Annotated in this window: 24 protein-coding genes; 3 read left to right on the forward strand and 21 right to left on the reverse strand. The window is 40.7% G+C overall.

The annotated features are described in order from the left end of the window. Nucleotides 1–2 precede the first annotated feature (2 nt). The 17 genes from gspJ to HLH18_RS05540 all read right to left on the reverse strand — a co-directional run bounded on the left by gspJ (nucleotide 3) and on the right by HLH18_RS05540 (nucleotide 13,382). Nucleotides 3–692 (reverse strand): type II secretion system minor pseudopilin GspJ, encoded by a 690-nt coding sequence (gene gspJ, locus HLH18_RS05460; protein ID WP_171546062.1) that lies wholly within the window; start codon nucleotides 690–692, stop codon nucleotides 3–5. Beyond that, nucleotides 692–1,123 carry a type II secretion system minor pseudopilin GspI gene (gene gspI / locus HLH18_RS15960; RefSeq protein WP_502707642.1) on the reverse strand — a complete coding sequence of 144 codons (432 nt, stop codon included), beginning with the start codon at nucleotides 1,121–1,123 and terminating at the stop codon, nucleotides 692–694. Before gspI ends, gspJ begins: the two co-directional genes overlap by 1 nt. A gap of 133 nt (nucleotides 1,124–1,256) precedes the next feature. Then, nucleotides 1,257–1,817: a type II secretion system protein gene (locus HLH18_RS05470; RefSeq protein ID WP_171546064.1), complete on the reverse strand. Its 561-nt coding sequence runs from the start codon at nucleotides 1,815–1,817 to the stop codon at nucleotides 1,257–1,259. A 9-nt stretch (nucleotides 1,818–1,826) separates the two neighbouring features. Beyond that, nucleotides 1,827–2,441, reverse strand: a complete 615-nt coding sequence (locus HLH18_RS05475) for a TetR/AcrR family transcriptional regulator (RefSeq protein WP_086192787.1) — start codon at nucleotides 2,439–2,441, stop codon at nucleotides 1,827–1,829. A gap of 45 nt (nucleotides 2,442–2,486) precedes the next feature. Further along, nucleotides 2,487–3,260, reverse strand: coding sequence for a TatD family hydrolase (locus HLH18_RS05480; RefSeq protein WP_171546065.1), 774 nt, complete (start codon nucleotides 3,258–3,260; stop codon nucleotides 2,487–2,489). 26 nt (nucleotides 3,261–3,286) lie between these two features. Continuing rightward, nucleotides 3,287–3,628, reverse strand: coding sequence for a PilZ domain-containing protein (locus tag HLH18_RS05485; protein ID WP_067726035.1), 342 nt, complete (start codon nucleotides 3,626–3,628; stop codon nucleotides 3,287–3,289). 19 nt (nucleotides 3,629–3,647) lie between these two features. Beyond that, nucleotides 3,648–4,631, reverse strand: a complete 984-nt coding sequence (locus HLH18_RS05490) for a DNA polymerase III delta subunit-related protein (RefSeq protein WP_171546066.1) — start codon at nucleotides 4,629–4,631, stop codon at nucleotides 3,648–3,650. A gap of 29 nt (nucleotides 4,632–4,660) precedes the next feature. Beyond that, nucleotides 4,661–5,422: a 3-deoxy-manno-octulosonate cytidylyltransferase gene (gene kdsB / locus HLH18_RS05495; protein ID WP_171546067.1), complete on the reverse strand. Its 762-nt coding sequence runs from the start codon at nucleotides 5,420–5,422 to the stop codon at nucleotides 4,661–4,663. Between the two features lie 12 nt (nucleotides 5,423–5,434). Beyond that, complete coding sequence (lpxK, locus tag HLH18_RS05500; RefSeq protein ID WP_171546068.1) at nucleotides 5,435–6,439, reverse strand: tetraacyldisaccharide 4'-kinase; 1,005 nt, start codon at nucleotides 6,437–6,439, stop codon at nucleotides 5,435–5,437. 3 nt (nucleotides 6,440–6,442) lie between these two features. After that, nucleotides 6,443–8,170 (reverse strand): lipid A export permease/ATP-binding protein MsbA, encoded by a 1,728-nt coding sequence (gene msbA / locus HLH18_RS05505; RefSeq protein ID WP_171546069.1) that lies wholly within the window; start codon nucleotides 8,168–8,170, stop codon nucleotides 6,443–6,445. Continuing rightward, a complete protein-coding gene (locus tag HLH18_RS05510; RefSeq protein ID WP_171528982.1) occupies nucleotides 8,170–8,592 on the reverse strand; it encodes an ExbD/TolR family protein in 423 nt (140 codons plus the stop codon). Before HLH18_RS05510 ends, msbA begins: the two co-directional genes overlap by 1 nt. An 8-nt stretch (nucleotides 8,593–8,600) precedes the next feature. Beyond that, entirely contained in the window at nucleotides 8,601–9,239 is a 639-nt protein-coding gene (locus HLH18_RS05515) for a MotA/TolQ/ExbB proton channel family protein (protein ID WP_171546070.1), read from the reverse strand. Between the two features lie 30 nt (nucleotides 9,240–9,269). Beyond that, on the reverse strand, nucleotides 9,270–10,157 hold the full coding sequence (locus HLH18_RS05520; RefSeq protein ID WP_171546071.1) for a ParB/RepB/Spo0J family partition protein: 888 nt from the start codon (nucleotides 10,155–10,157) through the stop codon (nucleotides 9,270–9,272). Beyond that, entirely contained in the window at nucleotides 10,154–10,936 is a 783-nt protein-coding gene (locus HLH18_RS05525; protein WP_131288044.1) for a ParA family protein, read from the reverse strand. Before HLH18_RS05525 ends, HLH18_RS05520 begins: the two co-directional genes overlap by 4 nt. A 25-nt stretch (nucleotides 10,937–10,961) precedes the next feature. Next, a complete protein-coding gene (gene rsmG / locus HLH18_RS05530) occupies nucleotides 10,962–11,594 on the reverse strand; it encodes a 16S rRNA (guanine(527)-N(7))-methyltransferase RsmG (RefSeq protein WP_171546072.1) in 633 nt (210 codons plus the stop codon). A gap of 85 nt (nucleotides 11,595–11,679) precedes the next feature. Then, a complete protein-coding gene (gene murU / locus HLH18_RS05535; protein ID WP_171546073.1) occupies nucleotides 11,680–12,369 on the reverse strand; it encodes an N-acetylmuramate alpha-1-phosphate uridylyltransferase MurU in 690 nt (229 codons plus the stop codon). Further along, entirely contained in the window at nucleotides 12,369–13,382 is a 1,014-nt protein-coding gene (locus HLH18_RS05540; protein ID WP_171546074.1) for an aminoglycoside phosphotransferase family protein, read from the reverse strand. Before HLH18_RS05540 ends, murU begins: the two co-directional genes overlap by 1 nt. A 120-nt stretch (nucleotides 13,383–13,502) precedes the next feature. Here HLH18_RS05540 and HLH18_RS05545 point away from each other — a divergent pair, with 120 nt between their 5' ends. Next, the gene (locus HLH18_RS05545) at nucleotides 13,503–15,962 is read left to right on the forward strand and encodes an LPS-assembly protein LptD (protein ID WP_171546075.1); all 2,460 of its coding nucleotides are present in this window, start codon (nucleotides 13,503–13,505) and stop codon (nucleotides 15,960–15,962) included. Then, entirely contained in the window at nucleotides 15,962–17,266 is a 1,305-nt protein-coding gene (locus HLH18_RS05550; protein WP_171546076.1) for a peptidylprolyl isomerase, read from the forward strand. Before HLH18_RS05545 ends, HLH18_RS05550 begins: the two co-directional genes overlap by 1 nt. A gap of 179 nt (nucleotides 17,267–17,445) precedes the next feature. Here HLH18_RS05550 and hfq read toward each other — a convergent pair whose 3' ends face one another. From hfq to tsaE, 4 genes are all read right to left on the reverse strand, one after another. Next, on the reverse strand, nucleotides 17,446–17,943 hold the full coding sequence (gene hfq / locus HLH18_RS05555) for an RNA chaperone Hfq (RefSeq protein ID WP_171546077.1): 498 nt from the start codon (nucleotides 17,941–17,943) through the stop codon (nucleotides 17,446–17,448). Nucleotides 17,944–18,034: 91 nt separating this feature from the next. Continuing rightward, a complete protein-coding gene (miaA, locus tag HLH18_RS05560) occupies nucleotides 18,035–18,979 on the reverse strand; it encodes a tRNA (adenosine(37)-N6)-dimethylallyltransferase MiaA (RefSeq protein WP_171546078.1) in 945 nt (314 codons plus the stop codon). A gap of 6 nt (nucleotides 18,980–18,985) precedes the next feature. Next, nucleotides 18,986–20,944, reverse strand: coding sequence for a DNA mismatch repair endonuclease MutL (gene mutL, locus HLH18_RS05565; protein WP_171546079.1), 1,959 nt, complete (start codon nucleotides 20,942–20,944; stop codon nucleotides 18,986–18,988). Continuing rightward, complete coding sequence (gene tsaE / locus HLH18_RS05570; protein ID WP_131288252.1) at nucleotides 20,937–21,413, reverse strand: tRNA (adenosine(37)-N6)-threonylcarbamoyltransferase complex ATPase subunit type 1 TsaE; 477 nt, start codon at nucleotides 21,411–21,413, stop codon at nucleotides 20,937–20,939. The genes mutL and tsaE overlap by 8 nt, the downstream gene beginning before the upstream one ends. A gap of 151 nt (nucleotides 21,414–21,564) precedes the next feature. On the opposite strand from tsaE, the gene HLH18_RS05575 reads away from it, so the two are divergent. Then, nucleotides 21,565–22,470, forward strand: coding sequence for a pseudouridine synthase (locus HLH18_RS05575; RefSeq protein ID WP_171546080.1), 906 nt, complete (start codon nucleotides 21,565–21,567; stop codon nucleotides 22,468–22,470). Nucleotides 22,471–22,515: the final 45 nt, after the last annotated feature.

The following is a 22,515-nucleotide window of genomic DNA, read 5'->3' on the forward strand; positions in this document are numbered from 1 at the left end:
GGTTATGGTAGATTATTCGAATTGTTATTTTGATTATTGTTCTGCTGTTTTAAGTAGTCGGTGTTTAATAGACTAAAAATCCATTCATAAGCAACATCTTTCACGGTTAATTTAATTTTAATCCCTTTCGGCAAGATTTGTTTTTGCGTGACATCATTTAAATCTACTTGTCCATCTGGCCATGAAGTTGATTCATTCGGATTCAGCACCACAATTTCAAACTGATCGACATCATTTAACAATACACTGGATTCAGGTTGATCGCGCCCGCTGCTGTTTAAATTACGATATTTCAGACGATAAAGTTTCTTTTCATCTGCACGATATTGGTATTCAACACGTTCATCCGGTGAAATACCCTGCTGCAAAGGATCCGTGACGCCAGTTTTACTAAAATTAAAGCGACCATTTTGCAGAACCAAAGCAGGCTGAATATCGTTATTCATATTCGCATTGAGTGGCACAGCTTGCACGGTATCACGCAAAATTTGTTGATAGGCTTCTTGTAATTGCCCCAAATTCACTTCATGTTCAGTATTACGCTCTTTGACTTTGATCAGATAATCAAAAACTTTCCAGCCCAATGCCGAAAGTACCGCAAATATGGCAATTGCCACCAATAATTCAACTAAGGTAAATCCTGAGCGATGCTGTGAATGTAGAGTTTGATTTTGTTTATTTTTCATTTGCATCAAACTTTGGCCTTATAATTAAAGAAAACCAAATTCGTAATGCCCGACTCGACTTTACCTGATTCAGCATTAAACAAACTCACCTGCACTTCAATACGTTGTACATTCGGACTAATCGTCGATTGTGCAGACTTATCAATTTGCCATGTTTCACCTTGCTGGCTAATCTGCTTGGACTGTGTTCCTTGCAACCACTCTTGATTAATTTCCATCACCGCAACTTCGTTTAAAGCCACGAATTGTGCTTTGGTACGTAAAATTGCGTTTGATGTCGCTTGGGTATATTGCATCGCCACTTTGGTAAAGGCTATGGCTGCCGTAGCAAAAATAGCCAAGGCCACCATAACTTCCAATAAGGTAAAACCTGAGCGAGGATAAACGAAATAACGTTTCGTCCGAGCGCAAGATGACGAACTATGTTCGGAGTGCACAAGATTAAGTCGAGTAATACTCGACCTGAGAGGTGTTGCCTCGCAAGAAAGTCCGAAAGCTGTGCTTGAGGAGCAGCGATGAGTGAAATGCTGTTTCACCACTGCGCTAGACGAAGCGCTATGCTTAGAGGATCTAGCTTTCATTGATTTTGCCTAAATGATCAATCTCGATTTCTTCACCAATTGGGCGTTGTTCGAAATAAAATTGAATCCGTACAGGTTTCGCTTCACCATTGCCTAGCCAAAGTAATTTCGGTGCATTTTCACTCAGCAAATCATCATTATTGGTATTTTCATATGCATAATCGAGTGATTGCACATTAAAGGAAACATGCTCAGGTAAAGCGCGCTTGGTAAATTCTGAATAGTCTTGCCATTTTTTATTTTCATTAAGTACTGAATTTTGTGTAGCTTGCAGGGATGGAACCAAATATTCAACAACCCCATAACGAAATGGCGATACATCTGTGGCAGTTTGAACATCAAGGGCAAAAATGCGTGCCTGATCATTCGCTTCACGATTGATCCTGCGTAAATCCATAATAAACACTTCACGTGCCTGCATGGCTTTACGCTGATCAACACCATTGATATTGGTTAAAATTAAAGAGGCCATGATCGCCATAATCACAATCACCACCATCAATTCTACAAGAGTAAAACCACGAATTGATGATGATCCTGTGTGCTTCATGGCATACCTTTAGGCAAATTGTTCCGTAGAACGGGTTTGTTTCGGCATCGCCAAGGCTTGGTCAATATAAGCCACACGCAATGTATCTCGTGAACCTAAATAACGCTGATAAAAACTAGAATTCAGGATTGCTGCTGCACCGTGAGTTAGCGCCCAGATTGAAGCCAAATAATCCCGTACCGACATGCTACTTTGAATGCTTTCTAAATAGCTTTCAGTCATACGAAAAATGATCCGTAAGCGCTGCTTTCTCACTTGATACAGCTCACTGAATAAATGATGAATGCCTACACCTGTGGTAGAAAGACGTTCTTCAATTTGATGGAACAGCACGGTACGTTCCGGATGATGTAAATGATGCAACATAAAGAAAGCCAGATGTTCTGGAAAGGCTTTCTCCGCATCCTTAATCATCTCGAGCAACATCTTCTCATTACGGATAATGAGAAGCATGTAGAGTTCATCTTTACTTTGGAAATGTTTATATAGAGTCCCTTTCGCTAGATCGAGTTCTGCAGCCAACGCATCAAGCGTCATCCCTGATTCGCCATTTTCTAATAACAGTTGCTCTGCAACCTGAAAAATTAACGCTTCTCTTGCTCGAAACTGAGCCTGACGATCCATCTTCACCCTGTAACTCTCTTATGCGCTTGTATCAATTCGAATTATTTACTTTAAATTGAGGAGGTTTTCAAAGTTTTGCATGGTAATGAAAGCAATTTCCTCAACTGACTTATCATATACATCACTTAAGGCTTTGGCTACATAGGGAACGTATTTTGGTTCATTAGACTTTCCTCTATAGGGCATCGGCGCCAGGTAAGGACTATCTGTCTCAATCAATACGCGATCAAGTGGAACCTGCTTCGCCACATCACGTAAATCTTGCGCATTTTTAAAAGAAACAATTCCGGAAAATGACACGTAATAACCACAATCCAGCACGGCCTTGGCTGTTTCCCAGTCTTCAGTAAAACAGTGCAAAATACCATGGGTGGACTTTTCAGCACGAATGATATCCACCGTATCATGCTTTGCTGAGCGGGTATGCACCACTACAGGCTTTTTAACTGCCTGAGAAGCATGAATATGACGGGCAAAACATTGTTTTTGTTCAGCAATGAAATCAGTGCTATGAAAATAATCCAGGCCTGTTTCACCAATTGCCCAAACCTGTTCAGGCTGAGCCAGTTCAATTAAATAATCCGTCGTTGCGCGCGCCATGGTCGCAGGATCTTCACAGGGATGAACCCCAACACTGTATCCAACATCAGCATGACATGCTGCAATTTTAGCAAGCTCGATATGGTCATCCAGATCAACCGAGATACTCATGAATTTGGATACACCCGCTTCACGCGCCTGTGCTAATGCCAGATCTAAATTGCCATCATAAGGCGTTAAATCCAACAAGGTTAAATGGCAGTGAGTATCTACAAACACGGTGAGATCCTAAATCGTTTAAACAGCTACATAGTGTAACTAGTTCGACCCTCAGACTTAATACCTACAAGCAACTTTTCAGCTTCTGATTTGTAATAAACGCCTTTTTCCCCCGTCAACTGCATACCAAAGCCTTGTAATTTGATCCCATTTTGTTTTTGAGAAATCCAGATCACTTTACCGGTCAAAGGAATTTTTTGTGATTGTTCAGGCAAAGTTGCCAGTACAAAGACTTCTTCACCGATTTTTACCGGTTGCTTGGTTGGAACAAACAATCCACCACCGACAACATAAGGCATGTAGCTGGCATACAAAGTATCTTTATCCGGGATATTCGCCTGAATAATACCGCCCATACGTGGTTGCATCATCTTCCCCTTTAAATATTTAGATGTTCATTAGTTTTATACACAGTTGATCAAGCACCAAATTGCTTTGTACATTCTGCTCGATAAACCGTTTAGATTGTTGCAAGTCGGAATAAATCGTGAATAAAAATTCCAATGTATATTGTTCTGATAATCCACTCAAATCCAAATCTGGATTTTTAACCTGTTGATTTAGCTTGACACAAATTAAATCGGACAACAAGTATTCAAACATTTGCGCAAAGTCACTAAAACTTAAGGCTTTGTTCCACTTGGTCGCAATTGCCATCGGCATATTTTTTTGAGTGACTAATTTTAGCCAATCCCCTAAAAATTCTTGACGTTTATTTAGCCATTCAGATTGTGCCAATTGCATGGCCTGCAAGGGCATTTGATTGGACAAATTCAACAACAACTGTTTTTGTGTTTGATCTAAATCAGGAAAATGTTGAGATAAATACTCACCTGCTTGAGCTTCAGATATCCGATCCAAAGCAAAATGTTGCAAACGACTGCGAATAGTCGCAGGAAGTTTTAAATAATGATCGGCCAATAAAATAATGACAACACGATCACCGGGTTCTTCGAGTGTTTTGAGTAATGCATTTGCAGAAGCAATATTTAACGCTTCTGCCGGCTCAATCACAATCACCCGCCAACCATCTACCGTTTGTTGCACAAAGGGCAATAAATCACGAATTTTTTCGATTTTAATTTTAGCGTTTTGTTTTTTATTTTCTTCATCTGTGCTGATATGCACATAGTTCGGATGAGTATCCGATTTCAACCACAAACAACTGCCACATTCCCCACAAGGTGCATTATTGGCATGACGATTGGCACATAAAACCCAAGCCAAAAAATATTGCGCAAAAGCTTCTTTGCCACAGCCTTTTTTGCCATAAAAAAGCAAGCCATGCCCAAGTTTTGGGAAACGCCCTGTTAGCGTATCCCAAACGGTTTGTTGCCATGGATAAACGTGTGCGACCACATCATTTTGCATTGAATTAAAGCCCAACCTTATCCCAAATTTTACTCAAAGCAGGAAACATCCATTTCATTGAGACGATCTAAATCTGCTTGGGTATCAACACCCGGAGGTAAATTCGCTTCTGCAACAGCAATCGCAATACGATGTCCATTTTCCAGTACACGTAATTGTTCCAAGCTTTCCAGTTGTTCCAATACACCCATATCCCAAGACACATATTCTTGCAGTAAATTCACACGATAGGCATATAAACCCAAGTGACGGTAAGCCTGCGAATGTAATTTTTGTACCTCTTGTTTCGCACCATCACGATCATACGGGATCGTAGCACGACTGAAATACAAAGCCTGATTGTATTTGGACATCACCACTTTCACAATGCTGTCGCGTTGGAATTCTTCCAGACTGTAAATCGGCTCACACAAGGTCGACATTGAAGATTCAGGTTGTGATTCCAATAATTGTGCAACCTGTTGTACCAATTGAGCAGGAAGCAAAGGTTCGTCGCCTTGTACATTGACAATAATATCTTCACTTGCCCAACCTTTAATCCGGGCAACTTCGCTTAAACGATCCGTCCCTGATGGATGATCTGCACTTGTGATGACAACATCCACACCTTCTGCACGGCAAACTTCAGCAATACGCTCATCATCGGTTGCAACACATAAATCGTCAAAACCCGCAACTTTTTTCGCCTGATCAACCACCCTTAAAATCATAGGACGGCCATGAATTTCCAATAATGGCTTGCCAGGTAAACGTGAGCTTGCAAAACGTGCGGGGATAACAATATGTTTCATAAACGATGAACCTTAAGAAATTTGAATACCGAATTGCTGCAATTGCTGATGCAAGACTTCATAACAGGCTGGTGAAAGTACAGCCTCAACCGGAACCACCCAAATTTCCCGTTTGAAATCTGGATTTTGCTTTAATAATGGCAAAAGTTTCACTGCATCTTTTTCGGTGGTAATAATTGGATTTCCATCTTCAAATTGAAGATCGGTGATTTCATAATCGTAATGATCGGGGAATTCATGGCATTGAAATTGATGAATCCCCATAGAATCTAACGTTTTATAAAAACGCTGCGGAAAACCAATCCCGACAACGGCATAAAAATTATCAGCTGGATTAAATGGTTTTTCTTCTACAGGATTGAGCAAATATGGGGGTGCCACTTCTAAATGCATATTTAAAGCAGATGCAGGTTCTGCGGCATGCTCAATTACTGTGCCTGTGTTTAAACGGCTTGGCGGTTCGCGTAAATACCCTTCAGGCAATAACTTCTGATTACCTAAGCCCCGATTCCGATCCAGCACAATCCACTCAATTTGACGTTCTAAAGCAAAATGTTGTAAACCATCATCACTGATAATTAAGTCTAGATCATGTTTGGATAATAAACATTCAATGCTGCGCTGTCGATTTGAGCCCACCACCATGGGAACCCCAGTGGATTGAACAATCAAACAGGGTTCATCACCGACAATTTCCGGCACAGATTCCAAATCAACATAGGCTGGAAAAGGGCCTTTCCCACCATAACCACGGCTAATCACGCCCACCCGAACATTTTGACTGTGTAGATAATTCACCAGTTGGATCAAGAGCGGTGTTTTTCCACTGCCACCGACGGTAATATTACCAATCACCATCACCGGGACGGGTGCTTGATAGCTTGATTTAATACCCATTTGGTAAAGCTTTTTATTCAATAAAAAACCACCACGATAAATCCATGTCAAAGGTCGAAGCACAATTAACCACTTGGCTTGTTTGTTCCAAGCATCCTGAATAAATTGTGCAATTGACATAAATCAATTTTCCTCGAAATTACGCTGATGCAATTGGTAATAAGCACCATGCTTGGCAATCAATTCCGCATGTGTACCTTGTTCAACAATTGTACCTTTATCCATCACCACAATACGATCTGCATTTTCAATGGTCGATAGACGATGTGCAATCACAATGGTTGTTCGGTCTTGCATTGCGGTATCAAAAGCCTGTTGAATAAAGTATTCCGACTCGTTATCGAGTGCACTGGTCGCTTCATCAAGAATCAGGATCGGCGCATTTTTTAAAATTGCACGTGCAATGGCAATACGCTGACGTTGACCACCTGACAAGTTCAAACCCTGTGCACCTAATGGCGTATCGTAGCCTTGCGGTAAAGCCATAATAAAGTCATGCGCATAAGCAGCTTTTGCGGCCGCAATAATTTCTGCATCAGTTGCACCCTCAAGCTGCCCATAAGCGATATTTTCGCGCACAGTACGATTAAATAGCACCACTTGCTGATTCACCATCGCAATCTGGGTTCGCAAGGTATTCATATCCAAATTCCGAATATCGTGCTGATCCAAATAAATATGACCTGAACTTGCTTCCTGAAAACGCACCAGCAGATTCACTAAAGATGTTTTACCTGCGCCTGAACGCCCCACCAATGCAACGGTTTCACCCGCCTTAACATTCAAGTTAAAATCGTGAATAGCTTGATGACCATCGGAATAAATTAGATTCACATTTTGGAATTCAATATTACCTTTAAGTACTGGAGTTAAAGTTCCTGCATTTTGCTCTTCAGGTAAATCGAGCAATTCAAAAACTGAATGGGCTGCCGCCATACCGCGTTGTAATTTTTCATTTACATCGGTTAAGGCTTTGATTGGTTTGCTTAACATACCCGCGGCTGTAATGTATGCAACAAACTCACCTGCACTGGTATCACGTAAAATTTCTGGTCGTAACGCAATCCAGATAATGATACCCATTGCAATCGACATAATGAATTGTACAACAGGGCTATTGAGCTGCTGCACCACCACCATTTTCAAACCACGTTTTAAGTTTTCAAGCGAGTGATCTTTAAAACGGGTTTGCTCATACTCTTGCCCACCAAAACCCTTGACCACTAAATTGCCATTTACCGTTTCTTGCACCACATGGTTCACATCGCCCATGGTGTCCTGAACTTGTAAAGATAATTTACGCATACGTTTTGATGCTTGACGAACCAGAAAGCCCATCAGCGGAGCAAAAATCAGAATAATCAAGGTCAGTCGCCAATTGCTATATAACAAGTAGCCAAGTAATCCCAGGGTAATCAAACCTTGTTGCACAATGGTTTTGAGGGATTCTGATGAAGCAGCGGTTAACTGCTCCACGTTGTACATAATTTTAGCGGTAATATGGCCGCTGGTATTATCCAAATAATATTGAGACGGAAGTTTAAGTAATTTAGCAAAAACTTCCTGACGAATATTAAAGACTAAATTCCGGGAGATCACTGCTGTGAAATAGCCCCCTATAAAGGAACCCACCCCACGGAAAAACATCAGTAGAATCACCAAGAAGGGAAATATGGAAGTAAAGTCTTGGTCTCTATGCTGGATTGCGGTAATGATTTTTTCCAACAATTTTGCAATAGATACTTCTGTGGCAGCACTAATTGAAAAACCTATAAAAACCAATATCGCCACACCCCAAAAAGGCTTCAAATAGCCCAAAAGACGGAGATAGACTTTAAAATCTTGCTTCACTAATAACCTCTAGACGGAACTTTAGTACTAATATTGATATTAACAAAACCCAGTTGACCTGCAACATCCATCACCCGAATAACATCCTGATGAGTAGATTTGGCATCCGCGGCAATCACAAACATTAAATCACGACGATCATTAGAAATCTGTTTAATTGCAGTATTTAAATCCACAACTTCTTTACTTGCAAGCGATTGTCCGTTAATTGAATAATGTCCTGAAGCATCAACAACCACTTCAATTTTATGATCATATTGTTTAGGCGGAACACCTTGTGCATCTGGCAAGGTTAAATTCATACGACTAAACTGGTTAAATGTGGTAGATAACAATAAGAAAACCAAGATAAACAACAAGCAGTCGATCATGGGGGTTAAATTAATATGAATATCTTCAACTTGTGTGCGTTTGAATTTCATTTTCCACCCTAACCTGCTTTTCTAATATCTTGTTCTTCATCTGTAGAATTTTGATAGAAAAGTGCTGCATGGAATAAGGTCGACTGTTGCTCAAGTTCAGCAACATACTCTTGTACCAAACGCTGAAAATAACGATAGGCAAACAATGCAGGAATGGCAATAAACATACCCGCTGCAGTCGTAATCAACGCTTTTGAGATCCCCGGAATCATCAATGTTGGATTACTATTGGTGCCTAAATCAATCACCAAAAATGATTCAATAATACCCAGAACTGTACCCAATAAACCCAAAAGTGGCGCTACCGCACTTAAGGTACCCAAGAAATTAATATTTTTTTCTAAATAGCCAATCTCTTGAGAAGCTGTGGTTTCCATTTGTGCACGGGCATACTGTTCATTTTTATTTTTACTTTGGTAACCTGCAGCAAAGATCCGCCCCAAGGTACTACTTTGTAATGCTTTATCTTGTTGCAACTGTTGCATGACAACATCGACGTTTTGAGTTTGATTTATTAACAATACTTTGGGCAAAATCATTGATTTTTTTAATCGAATAAAACGCTCAATGGTTATTGCCACGGTAAAAATCGAACATAAAACAAGGGGAAGCATCAGCCACCCACCTGCTTTGACTAATTCCCACATCTGTTCTTCCCCAATAAAACCAACAAAAAATTATTCTGCGAAACAAATATTCAAAATACCATCTAACTCATCCAGTGAATGATATTGAATGACAAGTTTTCCTTTACCTTGCTTATTATGATCAATTTTTACATCTGCACTAAAACGTTCGGCTAAACGCTGCGTCAACTGCTGGATATCTGGTGCAATATCCGCTTTGGCTTTTTCTTGTTTAGGTGTGTTTAAATCACGGACTAGTTGCTCGGTTTGACGAACCGATAAACTCTTTTCAATCACATGCTCTGCAACTTTAAGCTGATCTTTGGCTTTTAAAGTTAAGATGGCACGTGCATGCCCCATATCAAGCAGACCTTGCTGCATGAAGTCTTTGACTGATTCAGCCAAAGTCAAAAGACGCAATAAATTACTTACAGTCGTACGTGCCTTACCTACAGTATCCGCAATTTCCTGGTGACTTAAACCAAATTCTTCATGAAAACGCTGTAATGCCATCGCCTGATCAATTGGATTCAAATCTTGACGTTGTATGTTTTCAATTAAGGCTAAGGCAATCGCAACCTGATCAGTCAAATCACGCACAATCGCCGGGATCTCAGTTAAGCCCGCCAGTTGTGCAGCACGCCAACGACGTTCACCGGCAATAATTTCATAGGGAAATTTTTCATCATCGATTGGACGAATGACGATGGGCTGCATCACCCCATGTTTTTCAATAGAAGCCGCGAGCTCTTGAAGATCAGGTTCATGAATAAAACGACGCGGTTGATATTCACCACGTTTAAGCAAGTGAACATCAATCTGTTTTAATTGCCCATGATCTAAACCTTGAGCTTCCATCTGTAATTTTTCTTTTTGGATTGAACCAAGCAAGGCATCCAAACCACGACCTTTAGCTAATCCGCGTTTTTTTGTGGTCATGCTTTAATTCCTTTTTTTACTTTACTTTTCTTTAATACTTCAGCTGCCAAATTCAAGTAAGCAACTGCACCTTTTGAATTTTTCTCAAAATAGATAATCGGCAAACCATGTGCAGGAGCTTCAGCCAGACGCACATTGCGCGGAATTACAGTGTCATACAGCTTCTTGCCAAAGTATTGTTCAAGTTCTTCTGAAACATCACGTGTCAATGCATTCCGTGCATCATACATAGTGCGCAAGACACCTACAATTTGCAAATCTGGATTGAGTGCCTGTTGAATACGGTCAATGGTTTGGGTCAAATCTGCCAAGCCTTCAAGTGCATAATATTCACATTGCATCGGAATAAGCACACTATCGACCGCTGCCAAGGCATTGACCGTAATCAAGCTTAAACTTGGTGCACAGTCCACAATAATATAATCAAAAGAATCTTCAATTTCTTTTAATGCTTCACGTAAAATAAACTCACGACCATCCTGTTCGGCAATCGCAAGCTCTACACCCGCCAAATCACGGTTAGCTCCTAAAACTTTATAACCGACTTCCGCTTTGCTAATTGCTGTTTCAATAGGCACTTCACCCAACAAAACATCAGTGACCGAATACAAAAGATCATTTTTTTGGATACCAGACCCCATCGTGGCATTCCCCTGCGAATCCATATCCACAAGTAAAACGCGCTTCTTTAACACAGCTAACGATGCTGCCAAATTTACTGCGGTTGTGGTTTTGCCTACACCACCTTTTTGGTTCGCAATCGCAATAATTTGTGCCATGGTAACCCCAATCCTTCGAAAATAATTAAATACGTTTTAACAAAAGCAGATGACGCTGTTCATCCAATCGCGGAACCTTTAATGCAATGATCTCACAGCTAAATTCTTGCTTAATGGCGGCTACTTCTTCTTCAGGAATTAAGCCTTTCATTGACGCAATAATACTGTTTTCATGCATATAAGGTTTCGATGCAGCAACAAAGTCGGTTAATGATGCAAAGGCACGACTGGTAATGACATCGAATTGACCCAAGTCATTGATGCTGTCTTCATTTTCGACACGCGTTTGTACTGCAATCACATTTTTTAGTTTTAAATCCGCAATAAATTGCTTCAAAAAACGAATTTTTTTGCCGTTTGAATCCAGCAAAACACATTCACGTTCTGGCTGACACAATGCAATGATCATGCCCGGCATACCGCCACCGGTACCAATATCCAGCAGACGCCCTTGTGGCAAGTCTTTTAAAATACTTAAGCTATCCAGCAAATGTTTAACCAGCATTTCCTTTGGATCGCGAATTGCAGTCAAATTGTATGCTTTGTTCCACAATACCAAAGCATCTTGGTATTTGAGTAATAAATTTAAAGCCTCATCACTGAGCTCTAAACCCAAAGCTTGACTACCCTGCTTGAGTTCTTGAAAAAACGTATGCATATACAATTAACGTCTCGAAAAAGTTAGGTGAAGTATACCGATTTATACATGAAGTCACAGTAGCGAGTGCTTAGTGAATACGCACTTAAGCGTGCAAGCCTTGCTTAATTTGTTGATCCAGTACACTTAATCGTTCTGGAGTGCCAACATCTACCCAAACCGCATGCATCTTCGAAGCAGATATTTTCTGTTCCAGCATGCCTTGTTTCAGCAGGGGTGCCAACGGGCGTTTACCGCCTTCCAGACCATCAAACATTTTAGGATGAATCACTGCTACACCGCTATAAGTGAGCGATTCACCCGGTTGTTGTTGTTCAAAGGTATAGGCACGACCATTCGACAAGGTAAAATCACCATTCGGATGCTGTTCTGGATTGGTTACAAATACCAGATGTGCTAAATCTTTTGCAAGCTGCACATTTAATAAAGAACCAAAATCCATGGTGGTCCAGACATCGCCATTGACCAAAATAAACGGCTCTGTGCCCAATAATGCCAAGGCATTGATAATACCTCCAGCTGTTTCCAGGCCTTCGCCTTCATGCGACCACAGAATATTTACGCCAAACTGTGAACCATCACCTAAAGCTGCAGCCAGTTTTTCACCCAACCACGCGGTATTGATGACAATTTCAGTCACACCGATTTCTTTTAATTTTTCAATATGCCAAACAATAAGTGGCTTGCCACCCACTTCAAGCAAAGGCTTTGGCTTATGCAGCGTCAGTGGACGCATACGGTTCCCCATTCCCGCCGCAAGAATCATCGCTTTCATTATGCAGCAACCTCATATGTTCCATATTGGGCTTCAAATTTCGGCATCACTTTCGCTTGGATAAACTGCATAAAGGGTTGAAGCTCTGCATAATCTTTACTTTCTTCAAGTAAATACCACATGACACGTGGCAAATCTTTCAAGTAACCTGTTTTTCCATCACGTTCAAATAAACGCACAAAGATACCCAAAATTTTAATATGACGTTGAATCGCCATCATGTCGGCATCTTTTTTAAACTGTTCAAAATCGCGATCTTGTTTTGCCGCTTCAGGCAACAAGTCATAGAAAACTTTAAACCATTGATAAACTTGATCTGCATTCCACTGTACATAAGCATCACGCGTGATTGAAATCAAATCGTAAGTATCTGCGCCAATCACGGCATCCTGGAAATCAATCACCCCGAGATCTGTCTCACCTTCAATTTTCATCAAGTTACGGCTATGAAAATCACGGTGTACAATCACTTGCGGTTGCGCCAATGCTGCATTGGCCAAAATCGCAAAGGTACGTTTAATTAAGGCTTGTTCATCTTGAGTGGGTTGAACCTGTAATGAAGGCAGCATCCACTCTGTAAGCAATTCCATTTCAGAAATGAGTTTTTCATAGGAATAAGCCGGAAAGTTTTGTGTACCATCAATTGCTTGCAATTCAATTAACTGCTTAAAACTTTGCGCATAATAGCCATCAACCGTGTCATCGTTAAGCAAAGTTGAGAGCAAAACATCACCAAAATCTTCCAGCAACAAAAAGCCTTGCTGCAAATCTTGAGCAACGATATGGGGTACTCGAACACCATGTGTATCGAAAAACTGGTCAATCGTCACAAAAGGCACACAATCTTCTTTTTCTGGTGGTGCATCCATGAGCATAAATGTTTTATTATTCAGCTTGATTCGTGCATAACGACGGAAGCTTGCATCGCCTGACAAAAAATTAATTTCAAATTGATCTGAATCAAGTACAGATTTAATCCATGTATGTATGATTTGTTCACGTTGTGTTTTCATTTGCGATAAATTCTAAAACAGGCTGAGTTTTTAAAGTACTAAGTGTAGCCACTTATCAACTTTTTCTCTATGATGCGAGAATAATTAATTGCGATTAAGCATACTTGGTTAATGATACAAATGAAGCATCAGTTCAAATTTAATCCTTTAGCGACTGCTATCTTGACCCTTTTATGTGGCAGCTCGATTTCAAGCTATGCTGAGTCCACACTTCCAGCTTCGACTGTCGACAACCAAAAAATGCAGGACAGCATTCAGGAAGCTTATCCTGGACAACATTTTTTTGAACAATATTACGTTGATAAATCATCGCCTGAAGCGCAACAACGTAAAGGACAATATTTAAGCTCTGCCTATTGTCAAGGTGCCTGGGTTACCCCGATTAGCCCAGAAACCAAAGCCGTAGAAACATCTAAAGCCACGTCTGTCGTCACTGCCGATTATGGTCATTACGATCCTAATGGTGACTCGGTTCTTCAAGGCAACGTACTGATTGATCAACAAGGCCGTCAAATTCGTGCCGACAAAATCACCATCGATAAAACCCAAACTTTTGCCAATGCAGAAGGTCGTGTGCAAATGGCGCAAGCCGGATTACTCGCACAAAGTGATCAAATCAATTACAACTTAAAAACCCAGCAAGGTGATTTAAACAACAGTTTCTATATTTCAGAAGAACAGCATGCACACGGGCATGCTGAAAAAATTGCCCGTACTTCTGAAAATGTTGTGGTAATGAACAATGCAACTTACAGCACCTGCCCGCCGGATGAAACGCCAACCTGGAAAATCCAAGCCAATAAAATCACTTTAAATCAGGAAACAGGTCGCGGTGAAACTCGCGGCACCAAGCTGTATGTTAAAGATGTTCCAGTTTTAGCGGTTCCTTACTTTAACTTCCCGATTGATGACCGCCGCACTACCGGTATTTTGACACCAAGTTTCGGCTTTACCAATGATGGTGGTATAGAACTTGCTGTTCCAGTTTATTTAAATCTAGCACCGAATTACGATGCTACGGTTACGCCGCGATATATTGCTGATCGCGGCGCAATGCTTGAAGGCGAATTCCGTTATTTAACCGAAAATTTCGGCTCAGGTATGATTTGGGGTGGTTATTTAGCTTCGGATGACAAATATGAGGGCCAAGACCGTAAAGACTTACATCTATTACATAACTGGCAAATCAACGATCAATTTTCTACCAACCTAGATTATAATTATGCATCAGATAAAGATTATTTTGCCGATTTAAATAACAATCCCAACTCGAAGACCGACTTAAACTTGCGTCGCGCTTGGGAAGTTAACTATAAAAATGGCATTCCCGGCTTAAAAGCCCAGTTAAAAGTTGAAGACTTCCAGACTCTGGATAAGACGGTATCTGATGAAGACCGCCCTTATGCCCGTTTACCACAATTCCTGTTAAATTATAAGACGGGTAACCCACTAGGTTTACAATACGAATTCAATAACGATACTGCCTACTTTAAAAAAGACATCAGTATTGCAGATTCAACCAATACGGGTTCATTTGAGCCAAGCGGTACGCGTATTTACAATGACTTTGCTGTTCGTTACAACTACCGTAATCCGTGGTCATTTGTCATTCCAGAAGTGTCTATTCGTAACGTCAACACTTTCTACGATCAAGATACCATTAATGCGAATCAAGACCTGAATTCTTCTAATGAAAATCAATCGGTAACTGTACCGCAATTCACTTTGGATACCGGCCTGACCTTTGAAAAAGATGGTAAATACCTGCAAACCATCACTCCACGTGCATTTTATGCCTATGCACCGTATAAAAACCAAGATGGCTATCCAAACTTCGACTCAGCGACTGCATCTATTAACTATGATCAATTGTTCAGCCCACGTCGCTTTTATGGTCATGACCGTTTAGAAGACAACAATTTTTTATCTCTAGGTCTAAGTTATAGCTTATTTGATGAAATTGGTCTGGAACGTTTAAAAACCAGTGTTGGACAAAGCTTTTACTTCGAAGATCGTCGTGTAAAACTAGATAATGAATCTGATCAGTTTGATACTGAGCGTCGTACCGGTCCTGTTTTAAGCGTATCTAGTCAACTGTCACAAAATTTCACTATTGGTGCAAACTCGGCATGGATGTCGAATGGCGACAATGCTCAACGTGACTTGCAGCTCTATTACACCGGTGATCAAGGTAATCTATATAATGTAGGTTACTTCTATCGCAAAGATATTCCAAACAGACAAAAGCAATATGACCAAGTCGTTGCATCTTTCATTCAGCCTGTATCTAATAACTGGCGCATTATGGGACATGCTCAATACGACATAGACAACAACGTCGCGCGTGAATATCTATTGGGTGTAAATTATGAAGCCTGTTGCTGGGGCATTTCGGTGTATGGACGCTCTTATTATAATGACCTAGACGATGTAAATGCGGAAGGCGTAAATGCAAAACGCGCCATTATGGCTGAAGTCAGCCTGAAAGGTTTAGGCGGTTTCAACAAAAAGCTTTCATCATTACTAGAAAATCGTATTCTAGGTTTTAATAAAATTAATCAATCTTGGACAGAACGTTAATGAAGACAATACAGTTAAAACATTTTTTTAAAGCGACTGCTCTTGCTTTAGCCCTTTCGTCATCAATGGCTACATTCGCACAACCAACAGACGAAGTGGTTGCTTTGGTAGACAACAGTGTTATTTTAAAAAGTGATTTAGATCAAAGTATTACAGAAATAAAACATCAACTCGAAGCTCAAAAAAAACCCGTTCCCCCAGTGCAATATTTGCAACAACAAGCACTTGACCAGCTGATTATTCGCCAAGCACAGCTTGAGCAAGTCAAACGCTATAACATTAAACCCAATGAAAAAGAGCTTAATGAAGCTGTGCTTAAAGTTGCTGCGCAGTCTGGCAGCAAAAGCCTAGAAGCGTTTCAGCAAAAACTGGATGGGATTGCACCAGGAACTTATGAATCCTTGCGTAACCGTATTGCAGAAGATTTAGCCATCAATCGTCTACGTCAACAAGTGGTGATGTCACGCATTAAAATCAGTGATCAAGATGTGGAAAATTTTCTAAAAACCCCGCAAGGTCAAGCAGCATTAGGCCAACAAGTTCATGTCCTGCATGTTCGTATTTCGGGTGATAAAAATATTGAAAAAGTTGCAGAACAAGTAAAGGTTGTACTAAAAGACAGTAATGACATTAGTGCAATTGATAAAAAATTCACTGCCAATGGTGTAAAAGTAGAAAGTTCAGATACAGGCTTTCGTAATCTGTCTGACCTTCCAGGCGAACTTGCAGCACGTGTAAGCCCTCTACAAGCAGGACAAACAACTGACCTCATTCCTGCACAAGATGGAATACATGTTTTAAAATTATTAGATCGTAAAGGTGCAGAGCAAAAAGCCATTGTTTATCAATATAAAACACGCCATATCTTGATTCAACCTTCTGAAGTGGTGAGTCCTGAAAATGCAAAACAGCAAATTGACAGCATTTATAATCGCTTAAAAGCGGGTGAAGATTTTGCAGTATTAGCTGCAACTTTCTCCAATGATCCAGGTTCTGCTCGCGATGGAGGTAGCTTGGGCTGGGTTAGCCCGGGTGTTATGGTTCCTGAGTTTGAAAAACAGATGAAAAGCACACCTGTAGGTCAAACCAGTGCCCCTTTCCAGACACAATTTGGTTGGCATATTCTTCAAGTGATGGATACTCGCCAACAAGATATGACGCGTGAATATCAAGAACGTATGGCGCGTCAAATTCTAGGTGAACGCCAATTTGATGCCGAGCTAGATAGTTGGTTACGTGAAATTCGTAGCAATGCTTTTGTTGAAATTAAGGATCCGAGTCTGGATCGTAAAAAAAATAAATAAACTTGATTTATTTAATTCTTAAAAAACCGGTTGTGATCAACAACTGGTTTTTTTATTTCATCAAAATGCAGCACAGCTCTATATAAAGATTTGACAGCCTCATTCATTTTAAAACTATAAATTTTCAAATAAAAAAAACCTCTCACCAGGAGAGGTTTTTAAGAATCAACAATTAACGATTAACGATTATTTTCGTCGTCTTGAGAATCTTCAAATTTTGTTTCGCCTTCAAAACCAGGGGTTGATTGACCACCGAAGCCGCCTTGACCACCGAAGCCACCTTGTTGACCACCGAAGCCGCCTTGACCACCGAAGCCACCAGTTTGACCGCCGAAGCCGCCTTGACCGCCGAAGCCGCCTTGACCGCCAAAGCCGCCTTGACCACCAAAGCCACCAGTTTGACCGCCGAAGCCGCCTTGAGCACCAAAACCACCAGGAGCGCCTTGAGCACCAGCAGGAGCACCAGCAGGACGTGGGTTACGTGCAGGAACTACTGTAGAAATCGCATGTTTGTAAACCATTTGGCTTACAGTATTTTTTAATAAAACGACATATTGGTCAAAAGATTCAATATGACCTTGTAATTTAATACCGTTAACAAGGAAGATAGAAACAGGGATGCGTTCCTTACGGAGAGAATTCAAGAACGGATCTTGTAAAGTTTGACCTTTAGACATGTTATAACTCCAAAAAATTTAAAAATCAGCGCAAAAAACTATCTTTATTATTCAAATAAAAATTATAAAAAGATAGTTACTAAATTTTGCTTTATCCGTAACAGTTTCGCAAGTCTTCTTGAGCCTGCGTTATCGTCAAATATGTTTTAAAATTATGCAATTCTTGCAAAGATCTTAACCAGGTATATTGACGTTTTGCAAGTTGTCGTGTCGCAAACAAAGACTTATCCTCCATTTCTTGCCGTTTTTCGTTACTTTGATCACTTTTTTGCAAGAATTCTAAAGTTTGACGATAACCGACAGAGCGCATTGAGGGTAAATTATCATTTAAATCGTATTTTTCAATCAGACCTTCTACTTCATGTAAAAATCCGATATCCCACATCGTTTTAAGCCGCTGTTCAATACGTTTATGTAATTCTACACGATCGGGCAATAAAGCATGATTATGAAAAGTGTAACGATAGGGTATATTTTTAGGTTGCTCGGCTTGTAGTTTTGTAATCGGCTGCCCTGTAAGCTTAAATACTTCCAATGCACGGATGATGCGTTGCTTATCACTGATCTTGAATTTCTGCCCCGCTAAAGCATCAACACGGCACAATTCTGCATAAACCGCCTCCCAGCCTTGCTGCTCGGCTTGCGCTTCGATTTCAGCCCGAATAGCATGATCTGCACTGGGTAAATTACTGGATAAGCCTTCCAGCAAAGCCTTGAAATAAAGCATGGTTCCACCCACCAAAATCGGTGTTTTACCACGTGCATGAATATCATCAATCAATACACAGGCATCTTCGACAAAATTGGCTGCCGAATACACTTCTAGGGGCGTAATAATATCAATCAAATGATGCGGATAGCGCGTCTGCTCTTCTTTTGTCGGTTTGGCTGTACCAATATCCATATCTTTATAAACTAGCGCAGAATCGACGGAAATCAGCTCAAAACGACCTTGCTCATAAAGTTCACATGCCAAAGCGGTTTTACCACTTGCAGTTGGTCCCATTAAATTGATGACCGGCAATTGATTTGACATGTACAACTACTCTCCTCGAGCAAAAAGTTTATCTAATTGTGAAAGTGGAAATGCACGCCAGGTTGGACGTCCATGATTACACTGACTGGCAAATTCGGTTTGTTCCATTTGACGCAGCAAAGCATTCATTTCAGAAAGACTCAGGATACGATGCGCACGAACTGCGCCATGACACGCCATTCCCGCCAAAATTTGGTCACGCTTTTGCAGCAAGCCTTGAGCTTCATCATTCGGATCTAAATCATTCAATAATTCAGGCACTAAAGCTTCAAAATCGGCCTTATGTAAAATGGCAGGTACACCACGTACAATCACCTGCTCATCGCCATATTGGTCAATTTCAAGACCTAAACGCGCAAGCTGATCTTTCAGCTCGTCTACCCGCATGGCTTGCATACGACTAATACTGATGACTTTAGGAATAAGCAGCTGTTGTGATGTCCAGAATTCAGGTTTATCCCACGCGGCTTTCATCTGTTGCAATACAATCCGCTCATGCGCGGCATGCATATCGACAATAATCAGACCTTCAGTGTTCTGAGCCAGAATATAAATGCCATGCAATTGTGCAATTGCAATACCCAGTGGATGTTCATCAACATGAACGGCTGCACTTTGTTCAAATTGATTCAACGCTGCATCTACCGTCGGTGAGGTTGATTCACGTAATGGCGCCAAATAGCTTTGTAAGGCATTATTCAGCTGCTGTGAACCCGTATAACGACTTTGTGAAGGCTGAGATGAATATTGAACGGTTTGCAGGCTAGAAGCATTAAAATCAGTTAATAATTCAGTAGATGACTCAACTGACATTACCGGCTGCGCAGTTTCAACAGCACGATGGAGTTGAAACTGCTCCTGATAACGCGGATGTTGCGTTTGAGGTTGATGAACAGTTTCCTCTTGCGTTTTCATGGCCTGAGCCAAGTCAGCACTTGCCGTTTGAAACTGAGATAGCGTTTCTTTGGCAAAATGGCGCACAAATTCATGCACTTCACGTTGATTTAAAAAACGGATCTCATGCTTGGTTGGATGTACATTGACATCAATATTTTCAGGATCAATTTCTAGAAACAATAAATATGCCGCATGTTGATGACCATGCAAAATCCCATCGTAAGCCATACGCAAGGCGTGTGAGATAGTTTTATCTTTTACAATACGCCCATTCACGTAGACATACTGCAAATCCGCTTGTGAACGTGCATCGGATGGATGCCCGAGCCAGCCAGATAGACGCATGCTAATGCTATCGGCATCGATCCAATAAGCATTTTCAGTAAATTGGCGCCCCAATAATTGCTGAACACGTTGAAAACGGAGTTCGCCACTATCAGCCACCGGCAGATTCAAACGAATATTATTGTTATGCTCTAAAACAAAACGGATATCAAAATGGGTTAAGGCCAGACGACGGACAATTTCTTCAATATGACCAAACTCAGTGCCCTGCTTTTTTAAAAATTTACGACGTGCAGGCACATTAAAAAACAGATCCTGTATCCGGATATGGGTGCCTTTTTGAGTCGCGACCGCTTGAATTTCCTGATGATCAAAAGCGGTTCCGTTTACTTCCACCTGATAACCGATTCCCTCATCATTTTGACTGCTGGTCAGGGTTAAACGTGAAACCGCAGCAATCGAGGCCAAGGCTTCACCACGAAACCCTAAACTGACAATGGCCTGTAAATCATCCGCAGTTTGAATTTTACTGGTGGCATGACGCATAACTGCCAAAGCCAAATCATCCGGATGAACACCATGACCATTGTCTATGATTTCAATTAAGGTACTGCCACCCTGTTCAACGCGAATAATAAGTTCAGTCGCACCTGCATCAATTGAATTTTCTAATAATTCTTTCACCACCGATGCTGGACGCTCAATCACCTCACCTGCAGCGATCTGGTTTGCCAGTGCAGGATTAAGGGTATGAATACGACGTAGACTTAAATCATCACGCATTGTTTAATTGACTCTCTAATGCTTGTTTTAATGCTGCCGATGAGAAACTTAAACTCGCCGTACGCGTCAGTTCATCTTCGGACTTTTCAATATTAATAATGAGGTCCGCTTGTGGAATTTCATCGCCACCCTTTGAAGGCCATTCAAATAAAAACAGCGCATTCGGTGTTTCTAAATAATCGCGAATACCCATCAACTCAAGTTCATAAGGGTCATTTAAACGGTATAAATCGAAATGAAAGATATCTTTGCCATTAATATTATAGGGTTCAACCAAGGTATAAGTTGGGCTTTTTACCGCACCTTTGTGCCCTAAACTTTGCAAAAAATAGCGTGTCAGTGTGGTTTTTCCCGCACCTAAATCACCAATTAAATAAACCACGCCCGTGCTAAAATGCTGCGCCAAAACCTGTGCTAAATTTTGGGTATCGTCTTCATTGTTTAAGGCTAAATTAAATGAATACTGCATATTACTCACGACATGATTCAAAAGAACAATTATGATAGCATCGCACCGCTTTATTGCCCATGCTCGCACTTCCAAATGTGTAACTTTTCCTACATTTCATTGTAAATATCATTAATTTCTATGAACGACAGATTGATCTACGACACATCACATGACCAGCACTGAATTTATTCCGCCAATGATTGATGGCGTAAGCGCAAGCAAAGTATTCCTTCCTAGAATTTCTCCTGCACCAACCAGTGTGTATCAATACCTCTGTCAGCAGTTTCGGCATATTGCAGCCGATGAATGGCAGCAACGCTTTGCGGATGGTTTAATTTATGATGCCATGGGAAATATCTTAAGTTTTTATTCTGATTATATTGAAAATAGCCATGTGTTTTACTACCGTTTTCTAGCACATGAAATTCATGTTCCCTTTGAACATGAAATTTTATTTGAAAATGAGCACTTGTTAGTCATCGACAAACCGCACTTTTTAACCATCAGCCCAACCGGTCAATACGTGCAAGAAACATTACTGGTACGTTTAAAAAAACAAACGGGGAATGAGTTTTTAACCCCGATTCATCGACTCGACCGTGAAACGGCAGGTGTGGTTTTATTCTCGAAACAGGTGTCTAGTCGAGCGATCTATCAAGACATGTTTGCACAACGGCGGGTTAAAAAAACCTATCATGCGATTGCACCTTTTCATGCAGATTTAACATTTCCTTGTTATACACGCTATCGAATGGAAAAAGGTGAACCCTTTTATACGATGCAGGTGGTTGAAGGAAAAATAAATAGTGAAACGGAAATTCATTTAATTGAACATGACTCGGTCTGGGCAAAATATGAACTTAAACCGATCACCGGTAAGCAACATCAGTTGCGTGTTCACTTGAGCAGTTTAGGCATTGCCATCAAAAATGATCCTTTTTATCCGGAGGTAGAGCATAAAAGGGAAGATGATTTTTCAGCACCACTACAGCTTTTAGCAAAGCATATTTGCTTCAATGATCCAGTCACTTTTCAAGAGATGGAATTTTCATCCAGGTTTGAATTGACATTGTAATATGCTTGTCATTACAATTTATTTTCGTAAATATAGTGTATGAAT

Origin of the sequence: Acinetobacter sp. ANC 5414 (assembly GCF_013004295.1) — a bacterium.
Lineage (GTDB): Bacteria > Pseudomonadota > Gammaproteobacteria > Pseudomonadales > Moraxellaceae > Acinetobacter.

Coding starts and splice junctions, on each gene's coding strand:
- gspJ (WP_171546062.1), bottom strand. CDS start 692: ATGCAAATGAAAAATAAACAAAATCAAACTCTACATTCACAGCATCGC.
- HLH18_RS05470 (WP_171546064.1), bottom strand. CDS start 1,817: ATGAAGCACACAGGATCATCATCAATTCGTGGTTTTACTCTTGTAGAA.
- HLH18_RS05475 (WP_086192787.1), bottom strand. CDS start 2,441: ATGGATCGTCAGGCTCAGTTTCGAGCAAGAGAAGCGTTAATTTTTCAG.
- HLH18_RS05485 (WP_067726035.1), bottom strand. CDS start 3,628: ATGCAACCACGTATGGGCGGTATTATTCAGGCGAATATCCCGGATAAA.
- HLH18_RS05490 (WP_171546066.1), bottom strand. CDS start 4,631: ATGCAAAATGATGTGGTCGCACACGTTTATCCATGGCAACAAACCGTT.
- kdsB (WP_171546067.1), bottom strand. CDS start 5,422: ATGAAACATATTGTTATCCCCGCACGTTTTGCAAGCTCACGTTTACCT.
- lpxK (WP_171546068.1), bottom strand. CDS start 6,439: ATGTCAATTGCACAATTTATTCAGGATGCTTGGAACAAACAAGCCAAG.
- HLH18_RS05510 (WP_171528982.1), bottom strand. CDS start 8,592: ATGAAATTCAAACGCACACAAGTTGAAGATATTCATATTAATTTAACC.
- HLH18_RS05515 (WP_171546070.1), bottom strand. CDS start 9,239: ATGTGGGAATTAGTCAAAGCAGGTGGGTGGCTGATGCTTCCCCTTGTT.
- HLH18_RS05520 (WP_171546071.1), bottom strand. CDS start 10,157: ATGACCACAAAAAAACGCGGATTAGCTAAAGGTCGTGGTTTGGATGCC.
- HLH18_RS05525 (WP_131288044.1), bottom strand. CDS start 10,936: ATGGCACAAATTATTGCGATTGCGAACCAAAAAGGTGGTGTAGGCAAA.
- rsmG (WP_171546072.1), bottom strand. CDS start 11,594: ATGCATACGTTTTTTCAAGAACTCAAGCAGGGTAGTCAAGCTTTGGGT.
- murU (WP_171546073.1), bottom strand. CDS start 12,369: ATGAAAGCGATGATTCTTGCGGCGGGAATGGGGAACCGTATGCGTCCA.
- HLH18_RS05540 (WP_171546074.1), bottom strand. CDS start 13,382: ATGAAAACACAACGTGAACAAATCATACATACATGGATTAAATCTGTA.
- HLH18_RS05545 (WP_171546075.1), top strand. CDS start 13,503: ATGAAGCATCAGTTCAAATTTAATCCTTTAGCGACTGCTATCTTGACC.
- HLH18_RS05550 (WP_171546076.1), top strand. CDS start 15,962: ATGAAGACAATACAGTTAAAACATTTTTTTAAAGCGACTGCTCTTGCT.
- hfq (WP_171546077.1), bottom strand. CDS start 17,943: ATGTCTAAAGGTCAAACTTTACAAGATCCGTTCTTGAATTCTCTCCGT.
- miaA (WP_171546078.1), bottom strand. CDS start 18,979: ATGTCAAATCAATTGCCGGTCATCAATTTAATGGGACCAACTGCAAGT.
- mutL (WP_171546079.1), bottom strand. CDS start 20,944: ATGCGTGATGATTTAAGTCTACGTCGTATTCATACCCTTAATCCTGCA.
- tsaE (WP_131288252.1), bottom strand. CDS start 21,413: ATGCAGTATTCATTTAATTTAGCCTTAAACAATGAAGACGATACCCAA.
- HLH18_RS05575 (WP_171546080.1), top strand. CDS start 21,565: ATGACCAGCACTGAATTTATTCCGCCAATGATTGATGGCGTAAGCGCA.